This window comes from Rhodospirillales bacterium, from assembly GCA_016699855.1.
Classification (GTDB): Bacteria; Pseudomonadota; Alphaproteobacteria; order Reyranellales; family Reyranellaceae.
In genome coordinates this window covers 1,875,622-1,894,281 of the sequence record CP064988.1, presented here as the reverse complement: position 1 = coordinate 1,894,281, position 18,660 = coordinate 1,875,622, and the positions used below count along the sequence as shown (strand labels likewise).

The window sequence follows — 18,660 nt, the reverse complement described above, 5'->3', positions numbered from 1 at the left end:
CCAGCGCTTCTACTTCCGCTACGGTATGCCGCCGCGCGCCTTCCGGTTCGCGGTTCCCATCGGACGCGGCTCGGGGACGAATCGATGAGCGCCACACGGCTTTTGCGTCTGGATTGCAGCCCCAAGGGACCGGAGGCATGGAGCTGGCGCGCCGCCGACGCGCTCGAGGCGCGGCTGCGCGCGGGCGGCGGCGGACTGGCCGTCACCCGTCGCGATCTCGGCCGCGCGCCGCCGGGCTTCGTCGACCAGGCGTTCACGAAGGCCATGCCGGCGCACCGCACCGCCGAGAGCGCGCGCGGCGTCGCGGCGCTCGCGGAGTCCGAGGCGTTGATCGCCGAGCTCGAGGCGACCGACGCGTTGCTGATCTCCACGCCGATGCACAACTACACGGTGCCGGCGTGCCTGAAGGCGTGGATCGACCAGGTCGTGCGCGCCGGCCGCAGCTTCACGATCGAGCCGGGCGGCAAGGTCGGCACGCTGCGCGACCGGCCGAGCTACGTCGTCGTCGCGTCGGGCGGCTACTACACCGGCGAGCGCGCGCGGCAGCCCGACTTCCTGACGTCCTACCTGCGCGAGATCCTCGCGACGATCGGCCTGCGCGACACGCGCTTCGTCCGGCTGGAGGGCGTCACCCGCGGCGAGGACGCCGCCGCCGAGGCTTGGGCCGGCGCGCTGCGCGAGATCGAGGCGGCGCTGGCCTGACCCGCGAGGCGACGGACTCAAAGCCAGGGCGCGAGGCGTGGCGCGAGGAAGAACCCGGCCCACGCGGCGGCGGCCACCAGCGCCAGACCCGGCGCGATGGCGCCGGCGAAGCGCGCGCCGCCGGCGGCGAACGCCACCACCAGCTTCGCCGCGGTGTTGGCCGTGAAACCGGCGAGGATCGCGAGGGCCGCGGCGTCCGCCGGCAGCTTGCCGTCGGCGGCCAGCGTCGCGACGGAGGCGGCGGCGGCGTGCGCGTCGACGAGGCCCGCTATGGCCGCCGCCACGAGCGCGCCGCGCGCGCCGTAGAGGTCGTTCAAGGCCGCCGCGCCGAACAGCACCGCCGCGACGACCAGGGCGAGCGCGACCGCGGCGCGCGGTTCGAAGGCGCGGCCGGTCGCGGTGTCGCCGCCGGCCGGCGCCGCCAACGCGCGCAGCGTGAAGACCGCGCCGTACGCCAGCGCGGCGAGGCCGGCGCCGACCAGCGACGGCGCCAGCGTCCGTAGCGTCGCCCGGTCGAGCGCCGTCAGCACCAGCGCCAGCTGCGCCACGGTCGCGACCGTCGACAGCACGGCGGCGGCGATGGCGGGCCGCGCGATGGCGGGTTCGCGCGCGGCGCGGACGCCCATCGCGCCGATCGTCGCGGTGCTGGACACGAATCCGGAGACCAGGCCGGCCAGCGGCAGGCCCGTCCGGGGCCCGAGCGCGCGCAGCGCGACGTGGCCGACCGCGCCGACCGCCATCACGAGCACGACGATGGTCCAGACCACCCGCGGATTGAACGCCGCCCACGGCCCGATGCCGGCGTCGGGCATGAGCGGCAGCACGATCAACGCGGCGGCGCCGAGCGCCAGGCCGTCGGCGATCTCGCGCTCGCTCAGCGCGCCGCGCACGAAGTCGTGCATGACGTCGCGCGCCGCCAGCAGGATGGCGACGGCGACGCCGAGGCCGGCGGCCAGCGCCGGCGCGCGCATGGCCAGCGCGCCGAGCGGCGGCATCAGGATCAGCGCGATCTCCGTGGTGAGACCGGGATCCCCGGCGCGGGCGCGCCGGTAGGCGGCCGCCGTGAGCAGCGCGACGCCGAGCGTCGCCGCCGCCACCAGCCAGTCGCCGTCGACGGTCGCGCAGGCGGCGCCGAGCAGCGCGGCGATCGTGAAGGTCCTCACGCCGGCGACGGCGCGGTCGGGGCCGACGCCCTTGCGGCGTTCGCGCTCGACGCCGACCAGCAGCCCGACACCGAGCGCGACCGCGAATCCCAAGGCCTGCGCGGCGGTGATCGTCACGCGCGGCTCCGCGCGTCCGGCGCCCGCGCCGCGACGGCGTCGATGGCGGCGGCTAGCGCGCGCACACCGTGAAATCCGAGCCGACCCAGCAGGCGGCGTCCTGCCGCGAGCGTCGGGCTTCGCCCCAGCGCGAGTTGTTGCCGGCGTCCGTGAGGCCGCGCACCTCGGCGACGCCCGGCGAGACGATGAACACGCTGATCGACAGGATGCGGCCGTAGAGCGGCCGGTTCGGGTCGGCGTGCGCCAGCGCGAAGGATCCGCCCTGGTCCGGGATGAAGCGGCAACGGCCGTCGAACATCCGTTTGCCGTCGGAGTCGACGGAGCAACCCACGAGGCGCTCCTGCGCGGTGGCGGCCGCCGGAGCGAGGGCAAGGAGGACGACCGCCAGTCCGATGGCGGTTTTGCCGCGGGTCATGTTCGTAGAACCTCCAACGGGGCGTCGCGCCACGGTCATATCCGCTTCACGCGGTCGGATTTCAGCAGCCGCTCGGCCGCCGGCGTCGAGGTGGCGCCGGCCTTGACGCGGGCCTCGGCGGCGGCCTCGGCGGTCCGCACCGCCGCCAGGCGCTCGGCGACGATGTCGAGCATGCCGCGCGGCACGACCACCACGCCGTCGGCGTCGCCCACCACCACGTCGCCGGGCGACACCGGCACGCCGCCGATGGTCACCGGCAGGTTGACGGTGCCCGGCCCGTTGCGGGCCGGCGAATTGGGCGACACGCCGGCGCCGAAGGTCGGCAGGCCGGTCGGAATGATGCCGGCCACGTCGCGCACGAGGCCGTCGGTGACGAAGGCGGCGACGCCCTTGTTACGCATCATGCCGCAGACCAGGTCGCCGATCACGGCCGTGCGGGTGAAGCCGTCGTTGGCGCAGACGATCACGTCGCCGTCGCGCGCCTGCTCCATCGCGCCGAACACCGCGAGATTGTCGGCGGGGTAGGCGAAGGCCGTGACAGCGACGCCGCAGAACGCGGCGTTCGCGGGATCGACAGGCTTCACGCGGTAGTCGAGGGCGCCGCGGCCCTCCATGCAGTCGACCAGATGGCCCGTCTGGGCGCCCCGCAGCGCCGCGACCTTGGCGGGGTCGGGCCGCGTGAAACTCTCGCGGATCGTCAGCAGCGGCGGATCGTCGAGCACGGGCGGGTCTCCTGGCGGGATGGCGGGCGGCATCCTGCCGCGCGCCGGCGGCGGCGGCAAATCGCGGCGGCGGCGCTTTCCGCCGCGTCGCCGCGGTGTATAGTCGCCGGCAATCCGACAGCCGGCGAACCGGCGGGACTCCAGGGAGGATGGCGATGCGCAGGAGAGCGGTGGTCACGGGACTGGCTGCGGCGGGTCTTGCCGCGCCCTCCATCGTCGGCGCGCAGGGCGACTGGCCCAACAAGCCGGTGCGGATCGTCATCGCCTATCCGCCGGGCGGACCGACCGACCTCGCGACCCGCATCACGCTCGACAAGGTCGCGACGGCGCTGGGCCAGCCCTTCATCTTCGACAACAAGGGCGGCGCCAGCGGCGCGATCGGCGCGGAGTTCGTCAAGAACCAGGCGCCCGACGGCTACACTTTCCTCGGCATGACCATCGCCATGGTGGCGATCACGCCGCATCTGCAGCCGCTGCCCTACCACCCCGAGAAGGACTTCGCGCACGTCGCCCGCATGGCGACGTCGATGGGCGCGCTGGCGACGCATCCCTCGATGCCGTTCGATGACGTCGCCGGCCTGGTGGCCTACGCCAAGGCCAATCCCGGCAAGGTCAACTGGGGCTCGTCGGGGATGGCGACGATCACGCACCTCTACGGCGAGATGCTGAAGCTCGAGGCCGGCATCAACATCACGCACGTCCCGTACAAGGGCAGCGCCCAGGCGCTGCAGGACCTGCTGGCGGGGCAGGTGCAGCTGCAGTTCGACCAGCTCACGCTGCCGCACATCAAGGCGGGCAAGCTCAAGGGGCTGGCCTCGCTCAGCGACACGCGCTGGCACGGCATGCCGCAGATGAGGACGCTGCGCGAGCAGGGCTACGGCAAGAATGGCGCCGATAGCTGGTACGGGCTGATGGCGCCGGCCGGCACGCCGCGCCCGATCGTCGACAAGTTCGCCAAGGCGATCGGCGAGTCGCTGGCCAATCCGGACACGATAGCCAAGCTCGACCAGGCCGGGCAGCGCGCCACCTTCCTCGACCCCGACGCGATGAAGGCGCGCATCGCGGTCGAGAGCGCGGCCTTCGCCGACGTGATCAAGAGGGGCAACATCAAGGTCTAGCGCCAGAAGGAGCCGCGGCACATGTCAGACGTCGTCAAGGTCGAACGCGAGGGTCCGGTCACCGTCTTCACCATCAACCGGCCCGACAAGGGCAACGCCATCAGCCGCGCCGTGGCGCTCGACATGCAGGCGGCGTTCCGCGAGTTCGACGCCGACGACGCCCAGCACGCCGCCGTGATCACCGGCGCGGGCGACAAGAACTTCTCGGCCGGCGCCGACGTCACCGACCTGCCGGAGCTGTGGCGCTGCATTCCGACGCTGGGCATCACCACCGAGAAGCCGGTGATCGCGGCGACCTCGGGCTGGTGCGTCGGCGGCGCCATGGTGATGGTGGCGATGGCCGATCTCTGCATCGCCAGCGAATCGACGAAGTTCTACTACCCCGAGGCCAAGCTCGGCTTCAGCGGCGGCATCATCTCCGGCCTCGCCGGCCGCATCCCGCACAAGATCGCGATGGAGATCGTGATGATGTGCCGGCCGATGGAGGCGCGGCGCGCCTACGAGGTGGGCTTGGTGAACCGCGTCGTGCCGGTCGGCAAACAGGTCGAGGAGGCGGTCGCCTGGGGCACCGAGCTGGCGGGCTTCGCGCCGCTGGTGCTGAAGACCATCAAGCGGTTCGTGACGAAATCCGTGCTGCCGCAGGGCCCGTCCGAGCGCATGGCGCACGCCATGGTCGACCTCGAGCGCGTCAACAAGGGCGAGGACGCCGCCGAGGGGGCCCGCGCCTTCAAGGAGAAGCGGCCGCCCAAGTTCAAGGGCCGCTGACGCCGGCGGCCACCCGGCGGCGCCGCGGACCGGCGCCGGCGGCGGGAGGACGCACCCGGCGTCCCCGCCGGGGGCGATCCTGTGCTAACGTGGCCGGGAGGAACGCGCGCGCCGGGGCCGCCGGCGCCCATAGCCAAGGGAGCGTGCCATGGACGGAAGCAACCCGGTCGCGCCGGAGCGGGCGGTGACGCCGCGCGGTATCAACCACCTCGTGCTCAACGTGCGGAACATCGAGGAGTCGCACCGGTTCTGGACCGAGATGCTGGGCTTCCGGCAGGTCGGCCAGCTCAAGCCGACGCCGCAGCGGCCGGAGCCGCCGAAGATGCGCTTCTACAGCGGCGACCAGGATGGCCACACGCACCACCACGACATCGCGCTGGTCGAGAACGCGTCGCTGCCGGAGCCGCCCAAGGAATGGAGCATGTTCGGCATGCCGACGGCGGTGAACCACGTCGCCATCACGCTGCCGGACCGCGAATCGTGGCTGCGGCAGCTCGCCTTCCTGCAGTCGCGCGGCGTCAAGTTCGAGCGCCGCGTCGACCACGGCATGACCCACAGCCTCTACATCCGCGACCCCAACGGTTACGGCGTCGAGCTGCTGTACGAGCTGCCCAAGGAGGTCTGGGCGGGCGACATCGACGGCGCGCTGAACTACGCGCGCACGCTGCCGACCGAGGGCGCCGCCGCCCTAGAGGACGAGGGCGACAAGGTGCCGGTGTTCGGCAAGACCTGACGAGGGCGATCCGGGCGCGCCGGCGGAACGCGGTTCCGCCGGCGCCCGCCGCTACTTGTCGAGCCAGATGTCCTCGAAGCGCCAGCCGTTGTAGATGCTGTTGACCATCATGGTCAGACCCTTGACGTGCGGCTGCCAGCATCCGGCCGCGACGCCGTGCACGATGATCGGCCGGGCGCCGTCCTCCTGCAGCCTGCGGTCGATGTCCCACACCATCTTCCTGCGCTTCTCGAAATCGAGCTCGCGCGACTGCGCCGCCATCGCCGCCGTGATCCCCGCGTCGCAGAAATTGTTGTAGTTGCGCGCCGAGCCGCAGGCGTAGTTCTCGAAGAAGTGCTGGTCGGGGTCGTCGACCGCGCTGCCGGTCAGGTTCAACGCCACGACGTAGTCCTTCTTGAACATGCGGTTGTAGTAGACGGCGGTGTCGACGATCTCGAGCTCGCCGTCGACGAAGATGTGCCGCAGATGGTCGATCAGGATCACGGCCGGATCGCGGAAGGCGGCGATGTTGCGGGTGCTGACCTTGATCTTCAGCCGTTTGTCGGCGCCGTAGCCGGCCTGCTTCATCAGGTCGCGCGCCGCCTCGCGGGACTTCTCGACGTCGCCGTAGCCCGGCAGCTCCTTCAGCATCTCCGGCGGCATCCCCCAGACGCCCTCCGGCGGCGGCAGCATCGTGCCGCCGATCCGGTCGTGGCCCTCCGACAGGATGTCGACGAACGCCTTGCGGTCGAGCGTCAGGGCGAGCGCGCGGCGGATGCGGGCGTCGTCGAACGGCGGCGCGTCGCGGTTGATGATCAGGTTGGCGCTGACGCCGGACGGCCGCATCGTGCACTGCGCGTGGGGCGCGTCCCGGCGGATGTTCTTGAGCAACGGCACGGTGACGTCGCTGGGGAAGGTCATGTCGAACTGCCCCGACACGAAGGACAGCATGCGCGTCGAGCGGTCCGGCAGGATCGTGTACTCGATGGCGTCGAGGTAGGGCCGGCCCGGCTTCCAGTACGCCGCGTTCCTCGCCAGCTTGACGCCCTCGTTCATCCGGAACTCGACGAGCTTGAAGGGCCCGGTGCCGATCGGCTGTCGCCGCATCTGCGCGAGCGGCACGTGGCAGGGGTAGACCGGCGTGTAGCCCGACGCCAGCAGCGCCAGCAGCGAGGGCTGCGGATGCTTGAGGTGGAACGTCGCCTCGAGCTCGGAATCGGCGGTCACCTTCTCGACGTTGGAGTACCAGGCGCCGCGCGGGTTGCGCCGCAGCTTGGGCTCGGTGGTGCCCAGCAGCGTCTCGAAGGTGCAGCGCACGTCCTGCGCGGTGAACGGCTTGCCGTCGTGCCACTTCACGCCCGGCCGCAGCTTGAAGACGACCTTCTTGCCGTCGGCGCTGGTCGTCCAGGACGTCGCGAGGTCGGGCACGATCGACTGCATCGTGTTGCGCGCGACCTGCTGGTCGTACATCACGAGGTTGTTGTACAGCGCCATGAACGGCACGGCGACGCTGACCGTGGCCTCCTCGTGGATCGAGGGGCTGGGCGGCGTGTCCATCAGCTGGATCTTGAGCGTGCCGCCGGGCTTCTGCGCCGAGGCGGCGGCGCTCGCGGCGACGAAGGCGGCGGCGAGCGCGGCCGCGCGGATGGGCTTGCGCATGGATCGTTTCCCCCTGGATTCATTTTTTACATGGAGCGGTCGAGGCGACGCGGGCGGTCTACGCTACGGCGTCGGCGCGGCCGCGCGGAGCGGCCGGCCGCGATCCGCGCGACGCGCGCGGACCACCTCGGGACGATAGCGGTCGAGGCGCCGCGGTCAACCGCCGGCGCGTCGTCCCGTTTGCTGCGGTGCGGAAGAAAGTGCCGCGCGAATCGGGGAGGCGACGCGCGTTCCGTCAGACGTAGCGCCACTGCACCAGCGTGTAGGGGGGCTTGGCGTCGTCGTGCGGCTCGAACACGGCCTCGACCTCGGCGCCGATGCGCACGTCCTGGCGCGGATCGCCCAGCAGGTTGCCGAGCATGCGCACGCCGCCGGCCTCGGGCAGTTCCACGAGCACCACGATGTAGGGACCCTGGTCCTTCAGCGCCGGATGGACGGGATGCCATGGGCGCTCCCAGCTATAGATGCGCCCGCGGCCCTTCACCTCGGTCCAGCGCATGTCGAACGACAGGCATTTGTGGCAGATCCACTCGGGACCCCACTGCCACGCGCCGCAGGCGCCGCAGCGCTGCACCATCAGGACGCCGCGGCGCGCGGCGTCCCAGTACGGCTTGTCGAGGCCGTCGTTCTCGGCGACGGGGACCGGCAGGCCGGGATTGAGATAGGTCGCGCCCGTCATCACAGCGTCTCCCGGCTTCCGAAGATCATGCTCGACACCGGCGTCACCATCGGCCCGGAGATCACCATCGACACCTCCGGGTCCTCGACCTGCGCCGTGGACGTGCCGCGCAGCTGGCGCACGGCCTCGATCTGCAGCTCCAGCCCGTGCATGTAGCATTCCGCCAGATTGCCGCCGCTGGTGTTGAGCGGCAGCTTGCCGGATGGCGCCAGCAGGTTCTCCTTGACGAGGAATTCGTCGGCCTCCCCGGCCTTGAAGAAGCCGTGCTCGACCAGGCTCATGAGCACGCCGCCGGTGAAATTCTCGTAGCTCTGCAGCACGTCGACGTCCTTCGGCCCGACGCCGGCCATGGCGTAGAGCCGGGGCGCCACCGTGGTGAAGCTCGACGTCGCGTAGAGCGGCGCGTTGTGGCCGCGCGCGGCGTTGCGGTACTCCGAGCCCTGCGCCGCGCCGAGGATGTAGGCGGGCTTCTGCTTGAGGTCGAGGGCGCGCTCGGCCGGCATCAGGATCAGGGCCGCGGCGCCGTCGTTCTCCATGCAGCAGTCGAACAGCCGCCACGGCTCGACGATCCAGCGCGACGCGTCGTACTGCGCCGCCGTCAGCGGCTTGCCGTGCATGACGGCGCGCGGGTTGAGCTGGGCGTGGTGGTAGGACGCCAGCGCGATGGCGCGCTGGGCGCCGTCGCCGATCCTGTTCTCGTGCAGGAAGCGCATCGCGCGCATGGCGTAGCGCTGCGCCGGCGACATCACGCCGTAGGGCGCGTTCAGCGCCGCCTCGCCCGTCGCCACGCCGCCCGGCGCCGCCGCGCCGAAGCGCTGGAACTGGCCCTGCGCCAGCGCCCGGAACACCACGACGCAATCGGCCATGCCGGTCGCGACCGCGGCGGCCGCGTTGCCCATGGCGCCCGATCCTCCTCCGCCGCCGCCGCCCCACTGCATGTTGGAGAAGCGCAGCTCCGGCAGGCCCAGCGCGGCGGCCAGCCGCGAGGGATCGTTGCGGTCGTTGCTGTACGACGCGAAGCCGTCGATCTGGCGTGGATCGATCCCGGCGTCCCCGGCGGCGGCGAGGATCGCCTTCAGCGCCAGCACGAACTCGGGATCGGGCGACTTGCCGTGCTTGTAGTAGGCGGTCTCGCCGACGCCCACCACGGCCACCTTGCCGCGCAGACTGCGCTCGGTCATCGGAACTCCTGTCGGATATTCCCTTCTCCTCCGTCATCGGGGGAGAAGGTGGCGCGCAGCGCCGGATGAGGGGCTTCGCGGTCCCGCGACCGCGCTGATGGCGGACCGGAGCGACTCCAGGGAGAGCCCCTCATCCGCCCTTCGGGCACCTTCTCCTCCGATGACGGGGGAGAAGGGAGGTAATCTACGCCTTGTATTTCGCCGGCACGTCGAGCTTGAGGAAGCGCGCGGCGTTCAGCCCGAGGATCTTGGCGCGGCTCGAATCGGAGAGCTGGCCCATGGTGCGCTCCACCGCCTCGGCGGAATGCGGCCACGTGCCCTCGTGGTGCGGATAGTCGTTGGCCCACAGGAAATTGTCGGCCAGGCCGTGCGATTCCGCGAGGTCGAGCCCGGCCTTGTCCTCCTGGAACGACGAGAAGCCGTGCGCCCTGTAGTACTCGCTGGGCAGGCCCTGGAGCTTCGGCCGCACCCAGAAATGGTGCTTCTTGTAGGCCTCGTCCATCGCCTCCAGCAGCCACGGCACCCAGCCGATGCCGGCCTCGATGGTGGCGAAGCGCAGCTTCGGGAAGCGCTCCAGCACGCCCGACGCGCAGAGATTGGCGACCGGCTCGATGGTCGGCGACAGCGAGTGCGAGACGTAGTTCACCACCGCGCCGCCGTTGCCGCGGGCGGCGCGCGGATCGCGGCCGGTCGAGACGTGGAAGGTGATCGGCAGATCGGCGTCCTGGATGGCCGCCCACAGCCGGTCGAAGTGCGGCAGGTTGTAATTGACGTGGTCGACGTCGTGGCCGCCCCACACCGGCTTGCACGGCAGGGTCAGGCAGCGGAAGCCGAGCTTGGCGAGGCGCCCGACCTCCGCGATCGAGCCCTCGAGATCGGCGGTGGCCAGCGCGCCGGCGGGGATGATGCGGTCGCGGTGGCCGGCGTACTGCTCGTGCGCCCAGTCGTTCCACACCCTGCATTGCGCCATCGCGAACGCGGCGTCGGGCGTCGCCCACATCGACAGCCCCTTGTTGGGGAACATCAGCTCGACGTCGATGCCGTCCATGTCGTGGTCGGCCAGCCGGCCCTCGGCGGTCGCGCCGGAGCGCACGCGCAGCTGGTCCTCGCCCTCCAGCGCCATGATGCGCAGGCGGTCGGGCCGGTGGCCCTCCGACACGCGCCACTGCACGCCGTCCTTGTCGGTGATCACGCGCGGCAGCCGGTCGCGGTACTTCGCGTCGATGCGCGTCGCCCACAGGTCGGCCGGCTCGTTGGCGTGGCAGTCGGCCGACACCATGAAGTACTTGCGCGCCGCGTCGGCGCGCGCGCTGCGCATCCAGCCGTCGGAGCCGGGCGTCTCCAGCCGCCACTTGTTGGGCGCGTTGACGACGACCTGGTTCATCGCTTCCTCCATCGCTGCGGCCGCCGCGTCGACCGGCGTTCTTGACATCGTTCCGATATCGGAACAGTGTTCAACTATCGGTTTCTGGAGACTGCCGCCGGATGGATGGGGGCGCAAGCGCCAAGATCGCGGACCGGGGCGCCCGCGGCGGCCGTCGGGGCGCCGGCGCCCCGCGCGCGCCGTCGCGCGTCATGGCGGCGATCGAGGCGCTGGCCGTCGAGCGCGACGGCCTCACCCTCGCGGGACTAGGCCGCGCGCTGGATCTGCCCAAAACCAGCCTTCTCAGCCTGCTGCGGGCGCTGGAGCGCGACGGCTACGTCGTCAACCGGCACGGCGGCTACCGGCTGGGGGCGGCGGCGATCCGCCTCGGCGCGCTGCTGGTGCGCGGGGAGCCCGCCGTCCGTCGCGTCGCCGCGGCGCTGCCGGCGCTGGCGGCGCGCTGCGGCGAGACGGCGCTGCTGGCGGTGCCCGCGGCCAACGGCCGCGAGGTCACCTACACGGACATCGCCGACGGTCCCGAGGCGATCCGCTACGCCGCCGTCGTCGGCACCAGCCGGCCGCTCTACTGCACGGCGGCCGGCCGCGTCGTGATGGCGTTCCGCGGCGAGGCGTTCACGCGCCGCTACCTCGCCGACGCGCCGCGTCGCGCCTACACGCCGCGCACCGTCGTCGACGCCGCCACGCTGCGCGCCGTCGCCGCCGAGGTCCGCCGCACCGGCGTCGCCGAGACGCGCGACCAGACGGCCGAGGGCCTGTGGGGATTCGGCGCGCCGGTGTTCGACGTCAACCGCGCGCTGGTGGCCGCCGTCATGATCGCCGCGCCGTCCGAACGCGGCCGGCGCCGGCGGCAGGAGTTCGCCGCCGCCACGCGCGACGCCGGCGAGGAGATGTCGCGGATCCTGGGACTCGCGGGCGACTACATCGAGCCGCCGTGACCGTCCGTCGCCCGGCTAGAAGCGGTAGCCGACGCCCACGCTGAACAGCCATGGATCGATGTCGGCGCGCGCCACCTTCTGGCCGGTGGCCTTGAGCTTCACGTCGGTGTCGATCCAGACCTTCTTGACGTCGAGGTTGGCGTACCAGCCGTCCTTGATCTTGTAGTCGACGCCGACCTGCAGGGCGGGACCGAAGCTGGAGCCCTGGGTCTTGAGCGGCAGGCCCGCCACCGAGAGCTTGTCGTTCATGAACAGAGTCAGGTTCACGCCCGCGCCGACGTACGGCTTGAACGCGCCCAGATCGGTGAAATGGTACTGGGCGAGCAGCGTCGGCGGCAGATGGCGGACGGATCCGATCGGCGTACCGGCGATCTTCAGCTTGTGCTTCTGCGGATAGGTCAGCACGAGCTCGGCCGCGAAGTTCGGCGTGATGAAGTAGCTGAAATCGATCTCGGGGAAGACCCGGTCGTTGACGCTGATCTTGTCCTTCGGCACGCCGAGCGCCGGGATCGCGGTCGAGTTGTTCGCCGGCACCATGTAGAGCGCGCGGAGGCGGACCATGAACTGGCCCTCCGGCGCCTCCTGCGCCGCCACGCCGCCACCGACCGCCGATGCCGCGACGCCGATTGCCGCCGCCGCCGCCACGCCACGAATTCCGCTACGCATAACCCTCTCCACCGGACGACGCGCCCTCCACCCGGGCGCGATGCGCGGTGTCTTAGGCGCGGTGGCGTGGCGGACGGTTGACTCAAGTCAACGTTGAGGCGCGCCGGATCGCGACATGCCGTCACTGTGGCCGCGCGGCAACACCGGCGTAACGCGACGCGCGCCGCCGACGGACGGGCGAACGTACACGTTCCATCGCCTGGGCCGCCCGTGCGAAGCTCGCGCCGCGGGATCGGCTCCCGTCGCGCGCAGTCCATCGGCCGCGCGGTCCGGCAATTGGAGCGGGAACATGAAATCGGCACTCTGCGCGCGGCTCGGGATCGAGTTCCCGCTGTTCGCCTTCAGCCACTGCCGCGACGTGATCGCCGCCGTGACCAACGCCGGCGGCATGGGCGTGCTCGGCGCCGTCGGCCACACGCCGGAGACGCTCGAGATCGAGCTGGCGTGGATCGACGACAAGGTGCGGGGCAAGCCCTACGGCGTCGACCTGCTGATCCCCAACAAGATGGAGGGCAAGGAGGGCGATGTGAGCGCCGCCGAGCTCGAGGCCCGCGTGCCGCCGGAGCACCGCGCCTACGTCGAGGATCTGCTGCGCCGCAACGGGATCGCGACCGACGGGCTGTGGGACGGCACCTTCACCAACGCCCAGGGCGAGAACATGCGCGGCGACGGCGCCGAACGGCTGCTCGACGTCGCCTTCGCGCATCCCATCGGCATGATCGTCAACGCGCTGGGCGTGCCGCCGGAATCGATGTTCGCGCGCGCCAGGCGCAAGGGCATCCCCGTGGGCGCGCTGACCGGCGCGCGCGAGCACGCCGTCCGGCACGCCCAGGCCGGCGTCGAGGTGCTCATCGTCGCCGGCACCGAGGCCGGCGGCCATTGCGGCGAAGTCTCGACGATGGTGCTGGTGCCGGAGGTGATCGAGGCGGTCGACCGCTTCCCCGGCGTGTTCGTGCTGGCGGCCGGCGGCATCGCCACCGGGCGGCAGATGGCGGCCTGCATGGCGATGGGCGCGCATGGCGCCTGGACCGGCTCGGTATGGCTGACCACGGCGGAGGCGGAGACGACCGGCGTCGTGAAGCGCAAGATGCTGGCGGCGTCGTCGCGCGACACCGTCCGCTCGCGCAGCCGCACCGGCAAGTACACGCGCCAGCTGCGCTCGCCATGGACCGACGCGTGGGGCGCCGAGGGCGCGCCAGATCCGCTGCCGATGCCGCTGCAGGGACTCGTCGCGAAGCGGGCGCTGGCGCGGGTCGACAAGCTGGCCGAGGGCGGCCACCCAGGCGCCCAGGCGCTGGCCACGTACTACGTCGGCCAGGCGGTCGGGCTGATGAACGTCGAGACATCGGCCCGCGAGGTCGTCTACGATTTCATGCGCGACTACGCCGAGGCGGTGGAACGTCTGGCGGGAACCGTCGCGGATTGAGCGCCGCGGGCGTCGGCGCCACATGGGGAGCGCGTCGTCGCATGGAAGTCGCATCGTCCTTCCGCCGCCTTCTCGCCGCCGCGTCCGCCACCCTCGCGCTCGCCGCGCCGGCGGCTGCGTCCGCCGCGCCCTGCGCCTCGCCGGACAACCTTACGCGGGCCACCGGCGCTGGCGAGTGCCTGGCGCTGCGGACCTACGGCGCCGGCGGCGCGCGGCCGGTCCTCGTCGTCGTGCTGCACGGCGACGTCTCGTCGGGCGGGCCGGCGCGCTACCACCTCCCGATCGCCGAGACCTTCGCCAACGCCATCCCCGGCGCGGTCGTCGTCGCGCTCGTGCGGCCCGGTTACGACGACGGCGCCGGCGGTGCCTCGAGCGGCAGCAACCACGGCCGCGTCGACCAGTACACCGCCGCCAACATCGACGCCGTCGCCGGCGCCGTGGCGGCGCTGAAGGCGCACCACCGCGCCGCGCGCGTGGTGCTCGTCGGCCATTCCGGCGGCGCGGCCACCGCCGGCGTGATCCTCGGCCGCCATCCCGGCGTGGCGGACGCGGCGGTCCTCGTCGCCTGCCCCTGCGACATCGCCCGCTGGCGGGAGGGGCGCCGCCCGTGGAGCCGCAGCGAATCGCCGTCGACCTACGCGGCGCGGGTGCCCGCGAACACCGTGGTCTCGGCCATCACCGGCGAGCGCGACGACAACACGCAGCCGTATCTGGCGCGCGACTACGCAGCGTCGCTGGCCGCGCGCGGCCTGCGCGCCACCGCGACGATCCTGCCCGGCGCCGACCACAACGCCGCGTTCCGCGATCCGGCCGTCCTCGCCGAGGTCACGCGCCTGGCGCGCGGCGGCTGAGCGCGCGGCCGCGCGGCCTGCGGCGCGAAGAACCGTTCGCCCCGGATGACCCAGCCCTGACTGTCATCCCGAGCGCAGCGAGGGATCCAGTCGCCACCCTTGGATCCCTCGCTGCGCTCGGGATGACAGATGGGGCAGGTTGAAGCCGCCCTACCGCACCGCCGCCGCGCCGCCGGCGAGGCCGGTGCCGCCGTAGAGCCATTGCAGGCTGTCGTAGTAGTCGGCGGCCGACATGGCGCCCATGATGGCGTTGCGCAGCGCGGCGTGGCCGCCGGCGGGGTGGTAGATGTGGTCGCCGACCAGGCGCGACTGGATCTGGATGCGCGCGGTGCGGTGGACGCGCCGGTCGCGGTAGGTCCGGAGCGCGCGCGGCAGATCCTCGGGCGCCGCGTCGACCTCGTGGCTCAGGCAGACCGCGTCCTCCATCGCCATGCAGGCGCCCTGCGCCATGTACTGCAACGTCGGGTGCGCGGCGTCGCCCAGCAGCGCCACGCGGCCGTCGACCCATTCCAGCACCGGATCGCGGTCGCACAGGACCCACAGCTTCCAGTCAACGCCGTGGTCGATGATGCCGCGCGCCACGTCGGCGACATGCGCGAAGCCGGCGCGCACCTCGTCGGCCGAGACCGGCTTGCCGGCGACCGGCTCCGGCGCGTCGTTGTGGTAGGTGACCACGAGGTTGAACACCTTCCAGCCCGACAGCGGGTAATGGACGATGTGGCACTTCGGGCCGGCCCATAGCGTGGCGGCGTTCCAGCGCAGATCCTCGGGCATGCGCTCGGTCGGGATCACGGAGCGGTAGGTCGTGTGGCCGGTGACGCGCGGCGGGCCGTCGCCGACCACCTTGGCGCGCACTTTCGACCACAGTCCGTCGGCGCCGATCAGCGCGGCGCCGTCGACGCGCGCGCCGTCGGCGAGGATGGCGCGCACGCCATCGCCATCCTGGTCGTAGTCGACGACCTCCGCCGCCGTGCGCAGTTCGACCAGCGGACTCTCGCGGCAGGCGCGCAGGAAGACCGCGTGCAGGTCGCCGCGGTGGACGACGCCGTAGGGATTGCCGAAGCGTTCGCGGAAGGGCGCGTCGAGCGGGACGTGGGCGATCTCCGCGCCGGTCATCGCGTCCATCAGGCGCAGTTTGTCGATGTAGACCGCCATCGCGCGCGCGGCGTCGCCGACCCCGAGATAGTCGAAGGCGTGGAACGCGTTGGGCCCGAGCTGGATGCCGGCGCCGATCTCGCCCAGCGCCGACGCCTTCTCCAGCACGACGACGCGGCGGCCCTTGCGCGCCAGTCCGACGGCGGCGGCTAGACCGCCGATGCCGCCGCCGGCGATCAGGATGGGTTCGGAAGAGGGCATGGTCGTCGCGCTCGCCGGTGACGGTGGTCGAAGGAGACGGCGCGCGCCGCCTAGGCGCGGCCGCCGCGCGCCTGCGCGTCGAGCTTGCGGTTGACCTCCTCGAGCAGGAGGTAGGTCGCGCGCAGGCCGACCGCGAGGTGCCCCATCCCGCGCGCGAGATGGGTGATGCCGACCGAGGTGTTGTAGTGGATGGTCGAGGTCGGATCGTTCTTGGGCTTGAGCCCGTTGACGATCGACATCGCCGCCTCCTCGGCCCGCTTGAAGTTGAACTCCGCCTGCTCGGTGGGCTTCTTCGCCATAGCCGTCTCCGTTGGTAGGGCCCGTCGGGCCGGGGAAGCGAATGGAACCGGACGCCGGGGAGCCGGCTTCGGCGGCGTCAGCGCAGCGGCGAGAACTTCGCCGGCACGGCGAAGCAGTTCTCCATCCTGTGCATGACCACGCCTTCGCCGCGCGGCGGCGGCCAGCTGCCGGGCTTCATCGCCTGGGCGCGCAGCCGCTCGCGCTCGCCCATGTCCTTGTAGGCCCAGACATGGACCCACTGGTTGAGCGGCCCGATATCGGTGAAGCCCGCGAAGATCAGCGGCGAGACCGCGGCGCGGTCCTTGATCCGGGGCGCCCACGCCTCGACCACCTTCGGGATCGCGCCGGGACCGTAGGTGTAGGTGCGGAACTCGTAGATGCCGCCGTGCTCGCCCGGCTCGAAATGCGGCGAGAACGGCGCGGGGTGCAGGATCTTGGTCTCCATGTCGAGCACGAAGTCCGCGATCTTCGGCGGCCAGGCGCCGCTCTTGACCGCCTCGGCGCGCACCCGGTCGCGCTCGGCGGAGTCGGCGTAGGGCCACACGTGGATGATCTGGTTGAGCGTGCCGACCTCGGTGCGCCAGTAGCCGCCCAGCCGCGAGAATCTGGTGCGCCCGGCGATCGACGCCGCGAACAGCTCCTCGACCTGCGGCGCCGTGCCCGGCTTCAGCAGATAGGTGCGCATCTCGAAAATCATCGTTCCCTCCAAGGATCGCGGGTCGTGCCGCCCGTGCGCGTCGACCTTACACCACGGCGGGCGGCCGTGTTCGGACGATGTCGATTGCAACCAAAGGTATATTTTATTGTTCACGATTCATTCTTATGTTGAGTGGCAGAGGGGCAGGAGGGATCGGGATGGTCGCGCGTATCCGCACGGTGGCGTTCCAGGGCATGGAGGTCGTGCCGATCGACGTGCAGGTGCAGATCTCACCCGGCGTGCCGGCCTTCGCCGTGGTCGGGTTGCCGGACAAGGCGGTGGGCGAGAGCCGGGAGCGGGTGCGCGCGGCGCTGGCGGCGCTCGGGCTGGGACTGCCGCCCCGGCGCATCATCGTCAACCTCTCGCCGGCCGATCTCGCCAAGGAGGGTTCGCACTACGACCTGCCGATCGCGCTGGCGCTGATGGCGGCGATCGGCGTCGTGCCGCCGGACATCCTCGAGGGCTACGTCGCGCTGGGCGAGCTGGCGCTGGACGGCGCGCTCACCCGCGTCGCCGGCGTGCTGCCGGCGGCCGTCCACGCCGCCGGCGGCGGCCGCGGCGTCATCTGCCCGGCGTCGTGCGGCGGCGAGGCGGCGTGGGGCGGCTTCGACGCGGTCGACGCCGCCGGCGAGGACGATGAGGCCGGCGGCCGCCGCGCGGCGCGCTGCGGCGAGGTGATCGCCGCGCCCTCGCTGCTGGCGCTGATCAACCACCTCAAAGGCACGCAGGTGTTGACGCCGCCGGCGGCGCTGCTGGCGGAGGACGCCGCGAGCTATCCCGATCTGCGCGACGTGAAGGGCCAGGAATCGGCCAAGCGCGCGCTCGAGGTGACGGCGGCCGGCGGCCACAATCTGCTGATGATCGGCCCGCCCGGCGCCGGCAAGTCGATGCTGGCGGCGCGGCTGCCCGGCCTGCTGCCGCCGCTCGAGCCGGAGGAGGCGCTCGAGGTCAGCATGCTGCAGTCGCTGGCCGGCGAGCTGCCCGAGGGCCGCCTGACGCGGCGGCGGCCGTTCCGCGACCCGCACCATTCCGCGACCCTGGCGGCGCTGGTCGGCGGCGGTCTGCGCGTGCGGCCGGGCGAGATGTCGCTGGCGCACCGCGGCGTGCTGTTCCTCGACGAGCTGCCGGAGTTCAACCGCATGGCGCTGGAGGCGCTGCGCCAGCCGCTGGAGACCGGCCGCGTCGTGGTGGCGCGCGCCAACGCCCATGTCACCTTCCCCGCCAAGGTCTGCCTGGTGGCGGCGATGAACCCGTGCCGCTGCGGCGGCGCCGACGATCCTTCGCGCGCCTGCGCGCGGCAGCCGCGCTGCGTCGCCGACTACCAGGGTCGCGTGTCGGGGCCGCTCTGGGACCGGCTGGACCTGGTGATCGATGTGCCCGCCGTCAGCCCCGCCGACCTATCGCTGCCGCCGCCGGCGGAGCGCAGCGCCGATGTCGCGGCCCGCGTCGCGGTGGCCCGCCAAGCGCAGCGCGCGCGGTTCGCGGAGATCGCCAAGCGGGGCGTCGAGGCGTCGTCGTCGGCCGGCGACTCCGATGGCGCGGCCGCGGTGCCACGCGTCCCGACCTGCAACGCCGACGCCGATGGCGACATCCTCGCCGCGGTCGCGACGCCCGACGCGCCCGGCGCGGCGCTGCTGGCCCAGGCGACGGAGCGGCTGCGTCTGTCGGCGCGCGGCTATGCGCGCACCCTGCGCGTCGCGCGCACCCTGGCCGATCTCGACGGCAGCGACGCGGTGCGCCGTCTGCACATCGCCGAGGCGCTGGGCTACCGCCGCGCCCAGCCGCGCGGCGCGCTGGCGGCGTGATGCCGCC

At 72.3% G+C, this 18,660-nt stretch carries 19 protein-coding genes; 8 read left to right on the top strand and 11 right to left on the bottom strand.

Annotated elements, in window-relative coordinates:
- Positions 1–84 precede the first annotated feature (84 nt).
- A complete protein-coding gene (locus IPK81_08850; protein QQS14259.1) occupies positions 85–702 on the top strand; it encodes an NAD(P)H-dependent oxidoreductase in 618 nt (205 codons plus the stop codon).
- A gap of 17 nt (positions 703–719) precedes the next feature.
- On the opposite strand, the gene IPK81_08845 is transcribed toward IPK81_08850, so the two are convergent.
- The 3 genes from IPK81_08845 to IPK81_08835 are packed head-to-tail and all read right to left on the bottom strand — an operon-like array spanning position 720 to position 3,119.
- Complete coding sequence (locus tag IPK81_08845; GenBank protein ID QQS14258.1) at positions 720–1,982, bottom strand: MgtC/SapB family protein; 1,263 nt, start codon at positions 1,980–1,982, stop codon at positions 720–722.
- Positions 1,983–2,034: 52 nt separating this feature from the next.
- Complete coding sequence (locus tag IPK81_08840; GenBank protein ID QQS15265.1) at positions 2,035–2,397, bottom strand: hypothetical protein; 363 nt, start codon at positions 2,395–2,397, stop codon at positions 2,035–2,037.
- 35 nt (positions 2,398–2,432) lie between these two features.
- The gene (locus tag IPK81_08835; GenBank protein QQS14257.1) at positions 2,433–3,119 is read right to left on the bottom strand and encodes an RraA family protein; all 687 of its coding nucleotides are present in this window, start codon (positions 3,117–3,119) and stop codon (positions 2,433–2,435) included.
- 155 nt (positions 3,120–3,274) lie between these two features.
- Between IPK81_08835 and IPK81_08830 the strand changes: the two genes are divergently transcribed.
- The 3 genes from IPK81_08830 to IPK81_08820 all read left to right on the top strand — a co-directional run bounded on the left by IPK81_08830 (position 3,275) and on the right by IPK81_08820 (position 5,735).
- Positions 3,275–4,237, top strand: a complete 963-nt coding sequence (locus IPK81_08830; GenBank protein ID QQS14256.1) for a tripartite tricarboxylate transporter substrate binding protein — start codon at positions 3,275–3,277, stop codon at positions 4,235–4,237.
- A gap of 21 nt (positions 4,238–4,258) precedes the next feature.
- Positions 4,259–5,002 carry an enoyl-CoA hydratase/isomerase family protein gene (locus IPK81_08825; GenBank protein ID QQS14255.1) on the top strand — a complete coding sequence of 248 codons (744 nt, stop codon included), beginning with the start codon at positions 4,259–4,261 and terminating at the stop codon, positions 5,000–5,002.
- A 148-nt stretch (positions 5,003–5,150) separates the two neighbouring features.
- The gene (locus tag IPK81_08820; protein QQS14254.1) at positions 5,151–5,735 is read left to right on the top strand and encodes a VOC family protein; all 585 of its coding nucleotides are present in this window, start codon (positions 5,151–5,153) and stop codon (positions 5,733–5,735) included.
- A gap of 51 nt (positions 5,736–5,786) precedes the next feature.
- On the opposite strand, the gene IPK81_08815 is transcribed toward IPK81_08820, so the two are convergent.
- The 4 genes from IPK81_08815 to IPK81_08800 form a co-directional block, all read right to left on the bottom strand.
- Positions 5,787–7,373, bottom strand: coding sequence for a peptide ABC transporter substrate-binding protein (locus tag IPK81_08815; protein ID QQS14253.1), 1,587 nt, complete (start codon positions 7,371–7,373; stop codon positions 5,787–5,789).
- Between the two features lie 235 nt (positions 7,374–7,608).
- Positions 7,609–8,052, bottom strand: a complete 444-nt coding sequence (locus IPK81_08810; GenBank protein QQS14252.1) for an OB-fold domain-containing protein — start codon at positions 8,050–8,052, stop codon at positions 7,609–7,611.
- Positions 8,052–9,233: an acetyl-CoA acetyltransferase gene (locus tag IPK81_08805; protein QQS14251.1), complete on the bottom strand. Its 1,182-nt coding sequence runs from the start codon at positions 9,231–9,233 to the stop codon at positions 8,052–8,054. Before IPK81_08805 ends, IPK81_08810 begins: the two co-directional genes overlap by 1 nt.
- 184 nt (positions 9,234–9,417) lie before the next feature.
- Positions 9,418–10,617, bottom strand: a complete 1,200-nt coding sequence (locus IPK81_08800; protein QQS14250.1) for an amidohydrolase — start codon at positions 10,615–10,617, stop codon at positions 9,418–9,420.
- A 101-nt stretch (positions 10,618–10,718) separates the two neighbouring features.
- Between IPK81_08800 and IPK81_08795 the strand changes: the two genes are divergently transcribed.
- Positions 10,719–11,552 carry an IclR family transcriptional regulator gene (locus IPK81_08795; GenBank protein ID QQS14249.1) on the top strand — a complete coding sequence of 278 codons (834 nt, stop codon included), beginning with the start codon at positions 10,719–10,721 and terminating at the stop codon, positions 11,550–11,552.
- 15 nt (positions 11,553–11,567) lie between these two features.
- On the opposite strand, the gene IPK81_08790 is transcribed toward IPK81_08795, so the two are convergent.
- Complete coding sequence (locus tag IPK81_08790; protein QQS14248.1) at positions 11,568–12,218, bottom strand: OmpW family protein; 651 nt, start codon at positions 12,216–12,218, stop codon at positions 11,568–11,570.
- A gap of 289 nt (positions 12,219–12,507) precedes the next feature.
- Between IPK81_08790 and IPK81_08785 the strand changes: the two genes are divergently transcribed.
- Entirely contained in the window at positions 12,508–13,644 is a 1,137-nt protein-coding gene (locus IPK81_08785; GenBank protein QQS14247.1) for a nitronate monooxygenase, read from the top strand.
- Between the two features lie 41 nt (positions 13,645–13,685).
- The gene (locus tag IPK81_08780) at positions 13,686–14,495 is read left to right on the top strand and encodes a prolyl oligopeptidase family serine peptidase (protein ID QQS14246.1); all 810 of its coding nucleotides are present in this window, start codon (positions 13,686–13,688) and stop codon (positions 14,493–14,495) included.
- Between the two features lie 150 nt (positions 14,496–14,645).
- Here the strand turns inward: IPK81_08780 and IPK81_08775 are convergent, their stop codons facing one another.
- The 3 genes from IPK81_08775 to IPK81_08765 all read right to left on the bottom strand — a co-directional run bounded on the left by IPK81_08775 (position 14,646) and on the right by IPK81_08765 (position 16,848).
- Positions 14,646–15,851: a 3-hydroxybenzoate 6-monooxygenase gene (locus IPK81_08775; protein QQS14245.1), complete on the bottom strand. Its 1,206-nt coding sequence runs from the start codon at positions 15,849–15,851 to the stop codon at positions 14,646–14,648.
- Between the two features lie 50 nt (positions 15,852–15,901).
- Positions 15,902–16,150 carry a hypothetical protein gene (locus IPK81_08770; GenBank protein QQS14244.1) on the bottom strand — a complete coding sequence of 83 codons (249 nt, stop codon included), beginning with the start codon at positions 16,148–16,150 and terminating at the stop codon, positions 15,902–15,904.
- 77 nt (positions 16,151–16,227) lie between these two features.
- On the bottom strand, positions 16,228–16,848 hold the full coding sequence (locus IPK81_08765; protein ID QQS14243.1) for an NIPSNAP family protein: 621 nt from the start codon (positions 16,846–16,848) through the stop codon (positions 16,228–16,230).
- Positions 16,849–17,006: 158 nt separating this feature from the next.
- On the opposite strand from IPK81_08765, the gene IPK81_08760 reads away from it, so the two are divergent.
- Positions 17,007–18,653 (top strand): YifB family Mg chelatase-like AAA ATPase, encoded by a 1,647-nt coding sequence (locus IPK81_08760; protein ID QQS14242.1) that lies wholly within the window; start codon positions 17,007–17,009, stop codon positions 18,651–18,653.
- Positions 18,654–18,660 lie beyond the last annotated feature (7 nt).

Excerpts from the sequence above, each read along its gene's own strand:
- IPK81_08840 (QQS15265.1), bottom strand. The coding sequence starts at position 2,397 with ATGACCCGCGGCAAAACCGCCATCGGACTGGCGGTCGTCCTCCTTGCC.
- IPK81_08790 (QQS14248.1), bottom strand. The coding sequence starts at position 12,218 with ATGCGTAGCGGAATTCGTGGCGTGGCGGCGGCGGCGGCAATCGGCGTC.
- IPK81_08770 (QQS14244.1), bottom strand. The coding sequence starts at position 16,150 with ATGGCGAAGAAGCCCACCGAGCAGGCGGAGTTCAACTTCAAGCGGGCC.
- IPK81_08820 (QQS14254.1), top strand. The coding sequence starts at position 5,151 with ATGGACGGAAGCAACCCGGTCGCGCCGGAGCGGGCGGTGACGCCGCGC.
- IPK81_08815 (QQS14253.1), bottom strand. The coding sequence starts at position 7,373 with ATGCGCAAGCCCATCCGCGCGGCCGCGCTCGCCGCCGCCTTCGTCGCC.
- IPK81_08825 (QQS14255.1), top strand. The coding sequence starts at position 4,259 with ATGTCAGACGTCGTCAAGGTCGAACGCGAGGGTCCGGTCACCGTCTTC.
- IPK81_08810 (QQS14252.1), bottom strand. The coding sequence starts at position 8,052 with ATGACGGGCGCGACCTATCTCAATCCCGGCCTGCCGGTCCCCGTCGCC.
- IPK81_08765 (QQS14243.1), bottom strand. The coding sequence starts at position 16,848 with ATGATTTTCGAGATGCGCACCTATCTGCTGAAGCCGGGCACGGCGCCG.
- IPK81_08780 (QQS14246.1), top strand. The coding sequence starts at position 13,686 with ATGGAAGTCGCATCGTCCTTCCGCCGCCTTCTCGCCGCCGCGTCCGCC.
- IPK81_08830 (QQS14256.1), top strand. The coding sequence starts at position 3,275 with ATGCGCAGGAGAGCGGTGGTCACGGGACTGGCTGCGGCGGGTCTTGCC.
- IPK81_08800 (QQS14250.1), bottom strand. The coding sequence starts at position 10,617 with ATGAACCAGGTCGTCGTCAACGCGCCCAACAAGTGGCGGCTGGAGACG.
- IPK81_08805 (QQS14251.1), bottom strand. The coding sequence starts at position 9,233 with ATGACCGAGCGCAGTCTGCGCGGCAAGGTGGCCGTGGTGGGCGTCGGC.
- IPK81_08795 (QQS14249.1), top strand. The coding sequence starts at position 10,719 with ATGGATGGGGGCGCAAGCGCCAAGATCGCGGACCGGGGCGCCCGCGGC.
- IPK81_08785 (QQS14247.1), top strand. The coding sequence starts at position 12,508 with ATGAAATCGGCACTCTGCGCGCGGCTCGGGATCGAGTTCCCGCTGTTC.
- IPK81_08850 (QQS14259.1), top strand. The coding sequence starts at position 85 with ATGAGCGCCACACGGCTTTTGCGTCTGGATTGCAGCCCCAAGGGACCG.
- IPK81_08760 (QQS14242.1), top strand. The coding sequence starts at position 17,007 with ATGGTCGCGCGTATCCGCACGGTGGCGTTCCAGGGCATGGAGGTCGTG.
- IPK81_08775 (QQS14245.1), bottom strand. The coding sequence starts at position 15,851 with ATGCCCTCTTCCGAACCCATCCTGATCGCCGGCGGCGGCATCGGCGGT.